The organism is Bartonella sp. DB5-6, from assembly GCF_000278115.1.
GTDB classification, from domain to species: domain Bacteria; phylum Pseudomonadota; class Alphaproteobacteria; order Rhizobiales; family Rhizobiaceae; genus Bartonella; species Bartonella refiksaydamii.
This window is the reverse complement of sequence record NZ_JH725122.1, coordinates 18002-33164: the sequence shown is the minus strand read 5'-3', so window position 1 is coordinate 33164 and position 15163 is coordinate 18002. Positions and strand designations below refer to the sequence as shown.

At 35.4% G+C, this 15163-nt stretch carries 14 protein-coding genes, 2 tRNA genes and 3 pseudogenes; 4 read left to right on the top strand and 15 right to left on the bottom strand.

Annotation, left to right across the window (positions count from 1 at the left end; genetic code table 11):
* Positions 1–202: 202 nt before the first annotated feature.
* Complete coding sequence (locus MCO_RS08190; protein WP_007553806.1) at positions 203–1309, top strand: branched-chain amino acid aminotransferase; 1107 nt, start codon at positions 203–205, stop codon at positions 1307–1309.
* Positions 1310–1436: 127 nt separating this feature from the next.
* On the opposite strand, the gene glpX is transcribed toward MCO_RS08190, so the two are convergent.
* Together glpX and MCO_RS08180 are read right to left on the bottom strand one after the other, a co-directional pair.
* Positions 1437–2423, bottom strand: a complete 987-nt coding sequence (gene glpX / locus MCO_RS08185) for a class II fructose-bisphosphatase (protein ID WP_007553805.1) — start codon at positions 2421–2423, stop codon at positions 1437–1439.
* Between the two features lie 150 nt (positions 2424–2573).
* Positions 2574–3884: a homoserine dehydrogenase gene (locus MCO_RS08180; protein ID WP_007553804.1), complete on the bottom strand. Its 1311-nt coding sequence runs from the start codon at positions 3882–3884 to the stop codon at positions 2574–2576.
* Between the two features lie 1681 nt (positions 3885–5565).
* Between MCO_RS08180 and MCO_RS08175 the strand changes: the two genes are divergently transcribed.
* Positions 5566–5640 (top strand) — tRNA-Glu (locus MCO_RS08175).
* A gap of 88 nt (positions 5641–5728) precedes the next feature.
* Here MCO_RS08175 and MCO_RS08170 read toward each other — a convergent pair.
* The 6 genes and pseudogenes from MCO_RS08170 to MCO_RS10335 all read right to left on the bottom strand — a co-directional run.
* Complete coding sequence (locus MCO_RS08170) at positions 5729–6103, bottom strand: helix-turn-helix domain-containing protein (RefSeq protein ID WP_007552642.1); 375 nt, start codon at positions 6101–6103, stop codon at positions 5729–5731.
* A gap of 64 nt (positions 6104–6167) precedes the next feature.
* Positions 6168–6953: a DNA adenine methylase gene (locus tag MCO_RS08165; RefSeq protein ID WP_007552641.1), complete on the bottom strand. Its 786-nt coding sequence runs from the start codon at positions 6951–6953 to the stop codon at positions 6168–6170.
* Positions 6954–6979: 26 nt separating this feature from the next.
* Positions 6980–7210, bottom strand: a complete 231-nt coding sequence (locus tag MCO_RS08160; RefSeq protein WP_007553803.1) for a hypothetical protein — start codon at positions 7208–7210, stop codon at positions 6980–6982.
* Positions 7170–7394 (bottom strand): hypothetical protein, encoded by a 225-nt coding sequence (locus MCO_RS11355; RefSeq protein ID WP_007553802.1) that lies wholly within the window; start codon positions 7392–7394, stop codon positions 7170–7172. The genes MCO_RS08160 and MCO_RS11355 overlap by 41 nt, the downstream gene beginning before the upstream one ends.
* A pseudogene (locus MCO_RS11350) lies at positions 7327–7525 on the bottom strand (hypothetical protein). Before MCO_RS11350 ends, MCO_RS11355 begins: the two are co-directional and overlap by 68 nt.
* Positions 7507–7692, bottom strand: a pseudogene (locus MCO_RS10335) (hypothetical protein); the annotation flags it as partial. The pseudogenes MCO_RS11350 and MCO_RS10335, both read right to left, overlap by 19 nt.
* Between MCO_RS10335 and MCO_RS11600 the strand changes: the two are divergent.
* Positions 7692–7889 (top strand): annotated as a pseudogene (locus tag MCO_RS11600) (hypothetical protein); the annotation flags it as partial. The pseudogenes MCO_RS10335 and MCO_RS11600 overlap by 1 nt on opposite strands.
* Before the next feature lie 1315 nt (positions 7890–9204).
* Here the strand turns inward: MCO_RS11600 and MCO_RS08155 are convergent.
* The 6 genes from MCO_RS08155 to MCO_RS08130 form a co-directional block, all read right to left on the bottom strand.
* Positions 9205–9513 (bottom strand): hypothetical protein, encoded by a 309-nt coding sequence (locus MCO_RS08155; RefSeq protein ID WP_007553800.1) that lies wholly within the window; start codon positions 9511–9513, stop codon positions 9205–9207.
* Between the two features lie 469 nt (positions 9514–9982).
* The gene (locus MCO_RS08150; protein WP_007553799.1) at positions 9983–10537 is read right to left on the bottom strand and encodes a biotin transporter BioY; all 555 of its coding nucleotides are present in this window, start codon (positions 10535–10537) and stop codon (positions 9983–9985) included.
* A 15-nt stretch (positions 10538–10552) separates the two neighbouring features.
* Positions 10553–11191, bottom strand: coding sequence for an energy-coupling factor transporter transmembrane protein EcfT (locus MCO_RS08145; RefSeq protein WP_007553798.1), 639 nt, complete (start codon positions 11189–11191; stop codon positions 10553–10555).
* Positions 11188–11868, bottom strand: coding sequence for an energy-coupling factor ABC transporter ATP-binding protein (locus tag MCO_RS08140; RefSeq protein WP_007553796.1), 681 nt, complete (start codon positions 11866–11868; stop codon positions 11188–11190). The genes MCO_RS08145 and MCO_RS08140 overlap by 4 nt, the downstream gene beginning before the upstream one ends.
* Before the next feature lie 12 nt (positions 11869–11880).
* A complete protein-coding gene (locus MCO_RS08135) occupies positions 11881–13335 on the bottom strand; it encodes an amino acid permease (RefSeq protein WP_007553794.1) in 1455 nt (484 codons plus the stop codon).
* 821 nt (positions 13336–14156) lie between these two features.
* Positions 14157–14333, bottom strand: a complete 177-nt coding sequence (locus tag MCO_RS08130) for a SlyX family protein (protein WP_007553792.1) — start codon at positions 14331–14333, stop codon at positions 14157–14159.
* Positions 14334–14784: 451 nt separating this feature from the next.
* Between MCO_RS08130 and MCO_RS08125 the strand changes: the two genes are divergently transcribed.
* Positions 14785–14860, top strand: a tRNA-Thr gene (locus MCO_RS08125).
* 99 nt (positions 14861–14959) lie between these two features.
* On the opposite strand, the gene MCO_RS08120 is transcribed toward MCO_RS08125, so the two are convergent.
* Positions 14960–15163, bottom strand: a complete 204-nt coding sequence (locus MCO_RS08120; RefSeq protein ID WP_007553275.1) for an AlpA family transcriptional regulator — start codon at positions 15161–15163, stop codon at positions 14960–14962.

The following is a 15163-nucleotide window of genomic DNA, read 5'->3' as shown; positions in this document are numbered from 1 at the left end:
TCCAGATTACGTGATAAATTTGAGAAGAAAATATTATGAAAATAGAAACAAAAATATCTCTTAATAGCCTTTCTTTTTAATTCCATAATAAGATCATTGACATAAATGACTCGCTAGTAATAAAGTTTTAATAAACGTATCCCATTATTTTTTATAATGAAAAAACACATAGAAATAGAGCACACCCAAAAAGGTTTTACTTATGAAATCTCTTACATCATCGTTTCCGTTTAAAATAGAAAAACATCCATCACCTTTGCCAGACGGAAACCGTGAAGAAATTCTAAAAAGTCCTGGTTTTGGTCAATTTTTTACAGATCACATGTGTACCATCCAATGGTCTGAAGCCAAAGGTTGGTATAACGCCGTTATTTCTCCATACAAATCTTTAGAGATTAACCCAGCAAGTACCGTTTTGCATTACGGGCAGGAAATTTTTGAGGGGTTAAAAGCATATCGCGCGAAAGATGGACGCATTTTGTTATTCCGCCCTGATGCCAATGCACAACGTTTTATAGAATCGGCGAAGCGTTTAGCTATGCCGGAATTACCACAGGATATCTTTTTGGATGCAGTCAACCAATTGGTAAAAGTTGATCAAAAATGGGTTTCTGATCGTCCAAATGCAAGCCTTTACATACGCCCTTTCATGTTTGGCAATGAAAACTTTTTAGGAGTTCGCCCTTCTAAAGAATATATTTTCTGTATAATAGCATCTCCTGTTGGGTCATATTTTAAGGAAGAAGAAAAATCTGTTAGCGTATGGATCGAAACAGTTTATAGCCGTGCTGGTCCGGGAGGTACAGGATCTGCCAAATGCGGTGGCAACTATGCAGCAAGCTTACTTGCACAAAACAGTGCAGCGCAAAATAATTGCAGCCAAGTGCTTTTCCTTGATATGGTTGAACATGAGTGGATTGAAGAACTCGGCGGCATGAATATTTGCTTTATTATGGCAAATAATACACTTGTAACACCTGCACTTAATGGCACTATCCTTCCAGGAATAACACGTCATTCAATTTTACAGTTAGCGCAACAAATGGAACTAACGATAGAAGAGCGTCCTTATTCTTTTGAAACGCTCAAGGAGGATGCACAAAGTGGTCACCTTAAAGAAGTTTTTGCTTGTGGTACAGCGGCCGTTATTACAGCGATTGGCCGTTTCAAATACAAAGGTGGAGAATTAATCATCGGAAATGAAATGATTGGTGAGGTCACAAAAAGACTTCGCACACAACTGGTTGACCTTCAAAAAGGCAATATAGAAGATAAAAATGGCTGGGTGCACTCTGTCAAACTCTCATAACAATAAAAGATATTTCTAAACCATAATCAATGTTTCCATGAAGGCATCTCTTAAAATTTTTATAAAAGCGGACTCTCCAAAAACGGTATTTCTTTTATTTCTTAAGTAATGACAAGGGGAAAAAGCGCTAATCAAATTTTGAATAATCCCTGTGCTGTGCTTTAATATTACGAATTGTGCCAGTATGTGAACGCATCACGAGAGTCTCCGTCTGAATATAACGAGGAGTAAATTTAACACCAGAAAGCATATTGCCATCCGTTACACCCGTTGCAGAAAACAACACATCACCCTTTGCCATTTCTTCCATTGTATAAACTTTATTGGGATTATCTATCCCCATTTTAATTGCACGTGCAATTTTTTCTTCTGTATCAAGCTGCAAACGCCCTTGCATCTGTCCACCAATACAGCGTAAGGCTGCAGCCGCTAGTACACCCTCTGGTGCTCCACCAATCCCCATGTAGATATCAATACCCGTTTCATCTGGATGGGTCGTATCAATAACGGCTGCAACATCTCCATCACCAATTAAACGAATTGATGCCCCCGTTTTTCGCACTTCATTAATTAGTTTTTCATGGCGAGGCCGATCCATAATACAAACAGTTACCTGATTAACAGCAACTCCTTTAGCTTTTGCAAGAGCATGAATATTATCCGTAGGAGAGGTATCTATATCAACTATCCCCTTCGGATAACCAGAACCAATAGCAATTTTTTCCATATAAACATCAGGAGCATAGAGTAAATTCCCCTTTTCAGCAATTGCAACTACTGCTAGGGAATTAGCAAGATTTTTAGCACAAATTGTGGTCCCCTCAAGTGGATCAAGTGCAATATCAATTGCCAGTCCATTTTGAAGACCTACTTTTTCTCCAATATAAAGCATAGGAGCTTCATCGCGCTCACCTTCGCCAATCACCACTGTACCATCTATAGGTAACCGATTAAGCTCGCGACGCATAGCATCTACAGCAGCTTGATCAGCAGCCTTTTCATCACCACGCCCGCGCCAGCGTGCAGCTGCAACAGCAGCGCGTTCAGTTACACGTACCAATTCAAGTGTTAGAATACGATCAAGTCCATTTAAAATCTTTTGGGTTGTGGGCATATAAAAATCCTACCGAATGAGCACTAACGAAAAACGCTAGTATTTATTACTAAGCAATAAGAAAAAAGCTTTTGGCAAAGATAAGAACTTTCCACAAGAAAAAAAACACTCAAGCTTCTCCCTTTGCCATTATAAATCAAATTATCAATTTTACGCCATAGGTTCGATACGAATAAACTGAGATTTTGCAATAAGATGACCATCTTTTTCAATTGCGGCAAGTGCTTGTCGTACATTCACTTCCGTTGTTTCATGCGTTATTAAAATGATTGTTTTTACAATCTGACTCTCTACAAAAGACCTTTGAACAATCGACTCTAATGAAATATGATTATCAGCCATATGTCTTGCAACTGCCGCAAAAACACCAGCACGATCATGAACATTTAAACGAATAAAATAACCACCTGCATGTTGAGAAATACGTGCTTTTTTATGAGGAGAAAGCCCCAATGCAGGACTTCTTAAAACAGGTGCATATTGAAAACCAGGACGTGCTTTTGCTATGTCAGCCAAATCACCAATAACCGCTGATGCTGTTGCTGCTCCTCCAGCACCGGGACCAGAAAACAGTAATTCACCTAATAGATCACTTTGAATAGAAAGAGCATTTGTTACACCATGAATCTGCGCAATCATTGATGATGTCGGTACCATTGTCGGATGAACACGTTGCTCGATTCCAGAATCGGTTTCTAATGCAACCCCTAAAAGCTTAATCCGATAACCCAATTCATCAGCGGCACGGATATCAATCTGCGAAATATTGCTAATTCCCTCAACATAAACGTCATCTAATGAAACCGCCGTTCCAAACGCTAAACTTGTTAATAAAGCTAATTTATGAGCGGTATCATGGCCTCCAATATCAAAAGTGGGATCAACTTCAGCATAACCAAGTTTCTGTGCATCTGCCAAACAATCTTTAAAGGAAAGACTTTCAGTAAACATGCGTGTTAATATATAATTGCAAGTTCCATTGAGAATGCCATAAATCCGCGATACGCGATTACCGATAAGTGATTCTCTCATCGCTTTGATGATAGGGATTCCTCCTGCAACAGCAGCTTCAAAATGAAGAAAAATGCCTTTTTTTTCTGCACTTAAAGCAAACTCCACCCCATGTCGAGCGAGAAGCGCTTTATTAGCAGTAACCACATGATGTCCGACCTCAAGCGCCTTTTTAACAGCTTCATATACGACATCTAATTCACCACCAATTAATTCAATAAAAACATCAATCTCATCAGAAGCCGCCAGATCTACAGGTGAATCAAACCATTTCACATCACTCAAATCAATTCCACGATTACGACCCTGATCACGCGCACTAACAGCAGCAATTTCGATTGGTCGTCCACATTGGTAAGCCAAATCACTAGCTTTTTCGCGTAGAATTCTAATAACCGAAGTACCAACCGTACCAAGACCGGCAATGCCAACTTTTAAAGCTTCTGCCATTATCTAACCGCTCATCCCTATCTTCTGAAAAATACTTACAAAACGCACAAATCAACGCAGATGATGCTTACAACTAAGTACAATCTAGAGAAATCTCCAACTCTCTTCAATTCAATTTTTCCTCTAATACAACAACACAGCTCATTCAATCCCCCCTAAAAATACAAATGTTTATCTCTTTCAAAGAATATTAGCCTTCATAAAAATACTTCTTCAGATACTAAAGATGGCTAATAAACACACTAAAAATTTTCAATTACAAACGACACATTGCTTTTTATACATCTTTCAAACAATAGCAACATACAGAAATATTATTTTGTAAACGTTCGCAACGATAACTTTTATGAAAATAGAAGTGCACCATAATCTCATCAAGACTTTATATGCATTAAAAACTATCAATCATCCATTTCTAATAAAAAAACTTATCTACTCTCCTAACATTAAAGATGTTTCACATATAAACTAAATTATTGCAGATTCTTTCTGTGAGAATTTTCAAAATTTATAGATCTGATTGTCATCAACAAATTATAAGGATAGCTTTATTTTTAGCAGAAACAAAAAAATTAAAAAACAATTAACAAATGGCTATTGAAGACTTTGTAGAGTGCACGCAAAAATACCTCCTCCAATTTAACACATATTGAACAAACAACACTCTTACATATGAAAAATTAAGAGAACAGAACAAACTGGATGAGCAAAGGATATCATATCTCTTTCTAGCGTTGCACAGCTTAAACTATATTAAAAATATCTTTTCTTTAATAAAAAAGCCTTAATATCCTATATATCTAAGTGAAACTTTACACCAAAGCAGAAATCAGAAAATATGGTTGTACACAACTCAACTCTAGAACGTTACGCGGAATAGCATAACAATAACATTTACAAATCAAAAATTTCAGATCACCTTATCGTCAACACCTTGAAAATATTTGCGCACTCCAGTTAGATGCACCTGCATCGTTTCTCCACATGTATAACAGTTTTTTTAAAAAACGTGTCAGATATGTAAAAATAAGCGGTAAACTTTCACGTTTTCCAAAAATTTCTCATTCAATCACATAAAAATGAAAATGAAAAAAAGCGATAATTAACTTCCCTTCTGCTTTTGATGTGATGCAATATTTTTTTCATTTTACGGTGCGCACTTTTTCCATTCTATCAAATGAAATGAATCTACAATCTATAATGTAAAGACAGCTTTTGCATGATTCGTATCATCTTTCAGTTTATCAATGAGTATTTATCGTTCTATTTAAAAAAAAACTGCTCTGTAGCAGCTTATAGTTTTACCTAAAACTTTAGAAGACCTCTTTCTTTCATAGAAGATCTTGGAAAAAGTGAAGTACCAAACAAACCTCTCAAAAAAAACAATTAAAATGATACAAAAGCTCCGATCCATTTAAAATGCTGCTTTTATCATTTTTACTTATTCCTCAAAACGGTAAGCATAAAAAATATCATTCGACTATTATGATTAACATAGAAACTTTTTTATCAACCATTATAATTATTCTCTATATTTTCAATTCTGGAAAATAAAACAATCTCGACCAAAATGCCATAAACACACTCGAAAATAATTCAATAAAACGCGTTTTTTTCAAAAAAATTACGCAGAGGGCTTGCGAAGTAAAAAGATCCTCTCTATAAGCCTCATCATTGGTTTGCGCCCATCGTCTAGCGGTTAGGACGCCGCCCTTTCACGGCGGAAACAGGGGTTCAATTCCCCTTGGGCGTACCATGTTGTTTTTATTACAGGTAGTGCATTGATTTTACTTATCCTTTTTGAAGTGAGGGATGCGTAGATAAAAGTGAGAGAATAGGATTTTCTAACATTTCTCTATAAAGCACGCTTCGCACAATGTTTCTAATGTTTCTTTGAAGTCTGCTAACGCTTCTTGATGTAAGCCATCTAAAAGTCTCATAAACGCAACAACAGTTTCGCGTTGCAACGGAGTAGAAGGCTTTATTATGATGCTTTTTCGACAAGAATAGGCTGCTTTTTTTAAGAGAGAAGCCATAGCTTTATCTAAACCATAGAGCTCTATGATCTTTTCCTCCAGTCCTACAGGAACAGATCTTTTGCCAATTTCTACAGAAGATAAAAATGCTACAGATATGTCTAATTTCTTAGCCATATCTAAGAGACGTTCTGAGTGATCAATGCGAAGTTTGCGTAAAATTTTACCAAAGGATGTAAGCATCAAAAAAGTCCTATTAGAGAAGAAATATTTCTTCTGATTCTAACAAATCTTTTTATGATTTTCCTCAATTATTGCGAATCAAGAGTTCTTTTCGGGGCGTTTTTTTTGCCGTACCTGCTGTCCAAATGGTCTCTAATTCTAAAAAGTCAAAATCCCTAAAGATCTCTCGAACCGCATCACAATCATTCAGACTCAAGACAAATTTGCCTTGGAGATCTTTAAGAATGCTTGCCATCTTTACAAAATCATCTTCAACAAAATTCCCAGAGCTGTAACACTTCTTCTTCACAAGATAAGGCGGGTCTAGGTAAAATAAACTGTCTGGTGCATCAAAAAGCTCGACAACCCGTTCCCATGATAAATTTAAGATTGTCGTATCAAGAAGCTTTTGCCTTACACGCCTCATTCTTGCTAAAAGCTTATCGGGATTAAAAGTCGTAGTTTTTTTTCTTCCAAAACCAAAAGAGACATACTCTTTTTTCCCATACATGACACAACGTTGGAGAAACAAAAAACGTGCGGCTCTTTCAACCTTGGAGAGGCTCTCTGCTTCAATAGAAGCAAATTCAAAAAACAACTGTCTCGAACAAACTAACCACTCCAGCCGTTTGGCTAATTCATCAAAGTTATTTTGAACACATTGAAACAGGTTCGTGATCTCTCCATTCAAATCATTAATGATTGAATATTTCGCTGGTCGTTTGTTCAGGAAAATAACACCTGAACCTAAAAATGGTTCAACATAGGTTTCATGGTTAATATTATTTAAAATCGGTATAATTTTCTTACGCAGATAGTGTTTACCACCCATCCACGCAAACAGTGTTTGTGTAAATTCTTGTGTCATCATATTTTAAAGAAAAGATTTTTAGTGCACTAACTTTTGATTATCCACTTTTTGAGATGTGAGAAGATATTGTCTAGTGCGTCCATAATGCGGGCGAAATCAATAATAAACATAAAGACAATGAATGCTAACCATTTCATGATGCGTGACATCATCTTTAAGCCTTGATAGGTCTCTATCATCTCGTGAAGCAGCTGTTGTTCTGTTTCTGTAAGATCTTTATCTTTGCTGCTTCGTTTCTTGACCATCTTTCCAACCACATAAATGTGCTCCCTGCTTGTTATGCTTTAAAATATCTCTTGCAAGGTTAGAACTGATGACCGCAACGTCCTGATTATCCAGATAAATTGGCAACCAGCCACCACAAGAAACAGACCTATTTGCCGCGCACCCAACAAGAAAGTTCAGTACGCACATCAACATCACTTTTCTGATTAACTTCATTTTCAACCTCAAGCCGTGTCATAGCTGTCTTTAACGCATTTTCTGTTTGCTTATGCCATCCGCTTTTCTTGCCAAGGTGAAAGGCTTTCGCTAAAGATATTAAAAAAAACGGCTAAAGCCGCTGTAAACATGAGAAAATATTTCTTAAGCCAAAAAATCGCAAAAGTTGCTCTCTAAACCGCTTGACTACAAACGCTATGCCTGCACATGCCGCTAAAACCATTATCCCCACTAATGCCCATTAGATAGGACCATTGCCCGCCAACAAGCCTCCAAGACCTGAACAAGAGCCTATAATATGAAGATGGCACAAAAGAGTCTAAAAAATTTGATGGCAGACAGTGTTATACAATATCGGAAAAGGCAGATTTTAGTACCAAGGCACAAGTGAAAGCATAAACTTACGACGGTGGTGTTCCTAAAAGCGTTCTGAATTACGAACCGCTCATAGACAAAACAACAAAAAACATAAAAAACTATCGAAAAATGCTTGATAATGTTAGATATATATGGATCAGATACATGTGGAGATATCGAATATCTAACAAATGCCTTAAATTGACAGCAGATAGATTGTCGATACAATCTTTTTTCGCACATTAAAGACTTTGACTCATTATATACGCGCGTAGCATATAGCAGCTCTCTCGGGGGTGCTATGCCAAAAATGCCCTTTTGAGAGGAGCATAGCAATAACTATCGATTGTGTTTATTTGTACCAAGCACCTTTTAGAAATGTTATTAACAAACCTCTAATCGATAGGGGTTCACAATGAACACTCTCATAGAAATTACAGAAAAAACTATAGAACAAGCAATTATTCAAACAGTAAATGCACGTGAATTACATACATTTTGGGGAATAAAAAACGTGTTTTGCTACTTGGATTACAGATCGTATTAATCAGTATGAATTTGAAGAAGAAAAAACTTTATAAAAACACAAAGTTTACAATATTAGCAAGCACAAAATCTAGGGCTATTGCCGCAATTAATTATCACCTTACATGAGACGTGGTAAAGGAGCTCTCAATGGTTGAACACAATGAGAAAAGGCAGCGTTATTTTATTGAGTGCGGAAAGAAACGAAGAAGCTAACCTGTCGATGATAACTGTAATATACGCTTTGACTTACCAAACATTGGGACAAGATTAAGCTGCATCTTTGATTGTGATAACGCCTCCCCTACCAAACACAGTTAGTGCTTGCACCAGTGTTTAAAGCCTAATTGGATAGTTTCGATCAACGATACATCGTTCTTCTGTTTCTTTCTTGCCAAGACGATTAGCCAACTTTCTGTGATATCCGCTTCATTAAAAGCTTTTATCATTGCTAGTTTGAGAGCACTTCATGCATCTACCGTCATCGTTACAAGAGCCTTATACTATTTGTGCTATTGGTAAAGTAAAGATAGAGCACGCATAAGATAAGCTATGTAATGCGAGTTCTAAAGCTTCCCCTCAATTTTCTCCTGCTGCATTGCTTCTGGTACATCCAGAAAGGTTACTATAAAATCACCATTCCATTCGGATCAGATTGCAGCTTTACTTGATAAGTATATTCTATACTTCAGCTCCGTTGCCTCGAGACATTACATCCCTTTTTATCATACACAACGCTTTATTCTTATTAATCTTTTTTAAAATGAGGGAGTATAAATAAAAATAAGAGCATGAGATTTTCATACTTGCCTCTACAATCTATAACTAACGGAAAAGGACTTCTTTTTGAAGTCCTTTCATGCCATCCCGTAAAGTACATTCCATAATTTTACAGCAAAACTGAGCTAAAATAATATATTCTCTCTCCCTACCAATTAAATATGGAGAATATGGAAGCGTATAAATATCGTCCTAAATTAACATACACTTGCTTCACTTTCTGAAACATTAGCACCACACTTTTCCAAAATGTACCGTGATTCTCTGGAACAGAAAGTATAACAACTTCATTGAATAAAGAGCCAATCTGTTTCCTAGAAAATAAATCTGCACCAGAAATATTATAAGAAGTAATAACAGACTTTTCTCTTTGAATGACTGCACTATCACACGCTTGTACTGTAGAAAAAAAACATAAAACAAAAATACATATAGAAAATATATACCTTATATTCATAGTTTTAATATCACCTTCTTTAATAGAACTAACATAGTAAATTTAACATAACGTTATTATATCAATATAATATAAAATATATTATATTAAAATAAACTATTATATCATTATTAAAGTATTTATATAAAATACGTTCAGAATGATAATTATTTATTTCTCTTGTAGAAAAAAACACAAAACTTTGCAACAGAAGAACAATCATCATCACGATTTGTGTTAAAGTGCATTTATCAAATTTTTAGTGATAAAATAATTTTCAAGTTTACAGTTCTTAATAAGAATTTATATAGAATATATAATTATTATCTTTGATATAATAACTTAGATAACATAATATAAGTTTCTTTTATCTTATGGATTACTTCATTAAAGTGACAAAAAAATTAAAAATATGGCTTTATAATGTCATCAGCTCCTCTCTATTTTAGCTTCAGAGGTATATGATACAAAACCTCATTCAAAGCAAAAACTACTCTTTCTTTGATGTAATGAGAGGAACAGATTTTTTAATCGCAAATGCAATAAAAGATGCAATAAATACCTTCACAAATCCACCAAACATAAAACCTGACGAAACTGTTAAAGCTTCTAATAAAGAAACTCTAGTAATATAAGCCATCCACGGTATGCCAAAAGCATAGACAATTCCTATACCACCTACAGTGTTTATCACAAATAATGTTATAAAATTCAATCTTGCCCAAAATAGCTCCACCATAAAACCAATAAAAAATGCAGCAAATGGAAAACTAATCAGATAACCACTCGTAACTCCTGTAAAAACACTGATTCCACCACGACCTCCAGGCAAGAGAGGTAATCCAATCGCAATAAGAACAAGGAAAAGAAGCGATGCTAAGGCCCCTCTTTTGGCCCCAAGTATAGATCCTGCTAACATCGGCCCCATAGATTGAGCTGTAATAGGAACTCCAAGAAAAAAAGGAAGAAAAATCGGAGGGAAAAGACCTAAAACGGCATAAATAGCAGAAAATAAGGCGATATAAGTTAAATCTTTTGTATTCACTAGATAATTCTTTCATTATGAATGATTTTTTTGATCGTTAGATACTTTATCAACAGCATCAGCATTATAACAACGTGCCTCCAATGCTTCAGCAACTTCTTCAGCCATCCTTATGGTTCGTATAATTAGAGGTATTGCAAGAGCTGCAATATTGGTATTAAGCCCGCGTGCTCGCTGTGCTTCACGCACTTCATTAAACTTTTCACTCAAAAGAGGAATAAACCTGATCGCCATAGAGATAACCATACTCACTTTTGATGAATTTATACCAAAACAACGAAAGGGCTGAAGCCCTGCTTGAATCGAGTCCACCATATCTGAAACTTTTGTTGTGAATGAAATAAGTAATGATAAAGAAAAAAGGATAATAAGACGCAATACGACCTCAACGCCCTCAAGCCAATTAACAAAAATAACTTGAAACAAAAATATAACGACTAAAAAAAATCCTATTGATTTAAACTGCTGCATCACAGTGCTAAAGGGAATTTTGGCAACTCTATATAATAAAGTTTCTAACAATAAAAAAAATACTAAAAACGGTATAGATGAAACCATTAATAGAGTAGTTCCACATAGTGCAAGAAATAACAACTTAATGCTTGGTTGTAGCTTATGAATAAACGTATCCCTCGGAAGATATAAACCAATCACGACATTCTTCTTATATACTCTTTGATCGCAACAAAAGGCACATCATCAACAACTATCTCGCCCTTCTCGAAAACTAACACTCTATCAAACTTTTTCAAAAACTCCAAATCATGCGATACAACAATCGCTGTTTGTGATAATTCCTCTATAACTTGTGTGACACGACGCTTATTACGCAAATCAAGTAATGTTGTGGGCTCATCAAAAACAATATAATCTGGTCTCATTGCTACTACACTCGAAATAGCAACCAATTGTTTTTGTCCACCACTTAATAAATGAACTGCATGATTTTTAAAGGACTGAAGATCATAACGCTGTAAAATTTCATCCACACGTTTCTTAATTTCATCCTTACTAAGTTTTAAGTTTTTGAGACCAAAAGATAAATCTTCTTCCACTAACGGCAATACAATCTGATTATCAGGATTTTGGAAAACAAATCCTACTTTACGCTTTACTGCTTTTGCATCGCGTTTTGTATCAAGCCCATCAACACTCACAAAACCATTTGATGGAATTTGCAATCCATTAATAAGACGGACAAATGTGCTCTTTCCAGAACCATTTGCTCCAATAACTGCGATTCGTCTTTCAGTAAGCTGTAAAGTAATATCTCTTAGAACACACAAATCACCAAAGACTTGTGTCACCTTATCAAAATTTATGATCCCCAAGATTTATTCCCATCAATCCCTTTTATTACCTTGTCTACCAATATCACTGATCTTATAGCCCAAAAGCAAAAATAAGCACCATAGAGGAATGATAATAACCGCCAAACTCATATCAGACATCTGCACTGGGATATATGACTCAATAAAAGACGCTTTTATTCCCATCATGCCTAAGAGTTGAGCCATTAATCCATCTTGCCCAAAGCCGCTGATAAACATAATACAAAATAATAAAGCAAGAAAACAAAGGCAAAGATAGTTGGCGTAAGGATATAAACCAAACGCATAAATAAACGATCCTTTTTTGTTTTTATGTGCTTTGCGAAATTTTAAATGAACAATAACAATGATAGCCCAAGTAATGATCGCTGCTGCAGTAGCAAGAGCCATGATCCGCATAAAACTATTATCAGGAATAATAAAATTTACAACGACAATTATCGCAGTACAGAGAGAAGAAAAAAGGATAGCAACATAAGGAACACGAGCAGAGCTAAGTTTACTAAAAATATGCGGTGCATTTTTCTGTATAGCTAAACTATAAAGCATACGACCATTAGAATAAATGCCACTGTTATAAACTGAAACAGCAGCCATAATGACCACAAAATTTAAAATATGACCTGCTGCAGGAATTCCTACGGTCTCAAAAATTGTAACAAAGGGACTACCACTTTTCCCGATCATGTTCCATGGGCTTATCATCATGATAACACTGATAGAACCAATATAAAAAATTATAATCCTCCACATAACTTGACGAATAGCCGTTGGAATTGTTTTTTGTGGATTAGCTGCCTCTCCAGCAGCAATACCAACAAGTTCTGTTCCACCAAAAGAAAACATCACTACAGAAGTAGCCAAAATAACCCCTGTTGCCCCATACGGAAAAAAACCGCCATGATTCCAAAGATAGTGAATACTCGCTTGACTACCATTCATTCCAGTAACAATGAGAAAAATCCCGAAAACAATCATGCCAACAACAGCAGTAACTTTGATCAAAGCACAACTAAATTCAAATTCTCCATAAAAACGCACATTAAACAAATTAATTAGTGTCATAACCAAAAGAACAATGATAGATGATTTCCAATGATCAAACGAAATCCAATGATCAAGGTAAAATCCAATCACAGTAAGTTCAGTCATACTCACAAGAACATAAAGAAACCAATAATTCCAACCTGTTATAAAACCGGCAAAGCGTCCCCAATATTTATATGCAAAAAAACTAAAAGCACCTGAAGTCGGTTCTTCTGCAGACATTTCACCAAGCATCCGCATAATAAAATAGATAATAAGCCCCCCAAAAAGATAAGCTAAAATGGTTGAAGGACCAGCTAATTGAATCGCCTCCGTTGCCCCATAAAAAAGACCCGTTCCAATAACACCACCCAAAGCAATCATTTGGATATGGCGATTTTGAAGGCTACGCTTCAATTCATCGTTCTTGCCCTTAAACATCTTCCCTTATTACTCATATTGAATTTAAATCTTTATCAAAAAAAACTAACTATAATTTTTGTGCATCTTTTTTAAAAATCATAAAAAATAAACGCAAACTTATTTTTCTTGTCATAATACAACTCCTTATTTTTCTATGCGTTACGCGAATATTATGCAAAAATGATAAGAAGAAATATGCTCCGTCCTTTACTTAAATTAATGGCTTTCATTTTTGTTACGCTGACAATTATAGTATCAGTCATTGATAGCGCAAACTCTGTAAGTACATCACATCGGATGCCACCCTCAATAAAATTGTTAGTAAATTTCTTGCAAACAAATATCTATAGCTTTAACCAGTCTATACGCAATATCATGCCGTCTTTCCTGTCCTCAACTTGCATTACTCTCACCTATTTACCAATATGGTCTATCTTTAGCGCTTTAGCAATAATATTTTGTCTCTTGGATTATGCCCCCAAAAAGCCTTTTCGCAAAATCTCATATACCCAAAAATACATTTGATATTACGAGGACACCTCTCAAGCCTATAATGCCATATATACCGCCCACTAGAGAACTTCATCCTATAGAGATAGCTGAAGATCATTTGGTTAATAAAAACAAATTAAAAGCGTCTGATTATGAAATTCACTTCATATGTCTGCTACAAACATCAGAAAAAATCTGAACAGCAAATAACTGCAATTATGTAAAAGATATTGTTGCCCATTGCTACTTATTATATTACACATTACACTTCAATATCTCAAAAAAACTGAGAACTTTAATACAGGCATTAAATGCCTCTATTGATGAGAGGACAATACAACAGCTTCTTAAAAGGAACTTCGTTCTTCTAAATTTGAAAATCGCTGCGCTAAAATATCAAATTTTTTAGATATTTCATCTAAATTTTTCCATTGATCAGTTACCACAGAAGAAAGTTCCTCGATGAGTCTTTCTTGGTACGCTAGCTTTGTTTCCAATTTTATTAACCGATTTTCATCCAACATAGTTCTTACTCCACCTTAAATTTATCAAACCGCCCTCTTACTCCTATTCCTATAAAAATGAGAAATCGCCTCTTATCAATTCTGCTGATTTTGTCTTCATATCATAAAAACCAATGATATTTTTATTCTCTATATAGCTTGTTCAACAATTTTTTCTTTCCCACAAAAAGCATAGATACTTTCATTTTTACAAGAATATCTGAACCAACTCCCATCGCAAAGATGCGTTTTTATATCACTCCAAAATTAAAACATGATCACGAATTGAAAAGATCTATCAGAACTTTATAGCATAAAAATCAAAAACAGCTCCTCACTTCCTAAAGTTCTCCCCTTACTTCAATGACAACTGAAACTTATAAATCATTGAACAAAATGCTTACTTGCTTTTATATATACTTTTGGCTATTACCCTCAAAACAACTTTTGTTCAATTAATGTATAAGCCTTTGCCGCATTAGCTCAGTTGGTAGAGCACATCATTCGTAATGATGGGGTCGCTGGTTCGAATCCGGCATGCGGCACCATTTTATTTCTTTAACATATTTGAATATATAGATTTTTTCTTTAAAGAGCTGTTTTTAGACCACCTTTTAGACCACTCTTTACAGTTTATACAACTTTATCTAATTTACTCCTATTTGCTCCTTATTTTTCTTTGGAGTGAATGCTAAGATCTCTTTCTTTCTCCACCTCACTGCTCTTCCTAGCTTATAGGGCTCCGGAAATAACCCCTGAAGCACCCAATTGCGAATCGTTGTTGTGGATACACTAAAAAGCTGTGCACACTCACGTGTCGTTACATATCTATCGCCATCATCAAATATCAT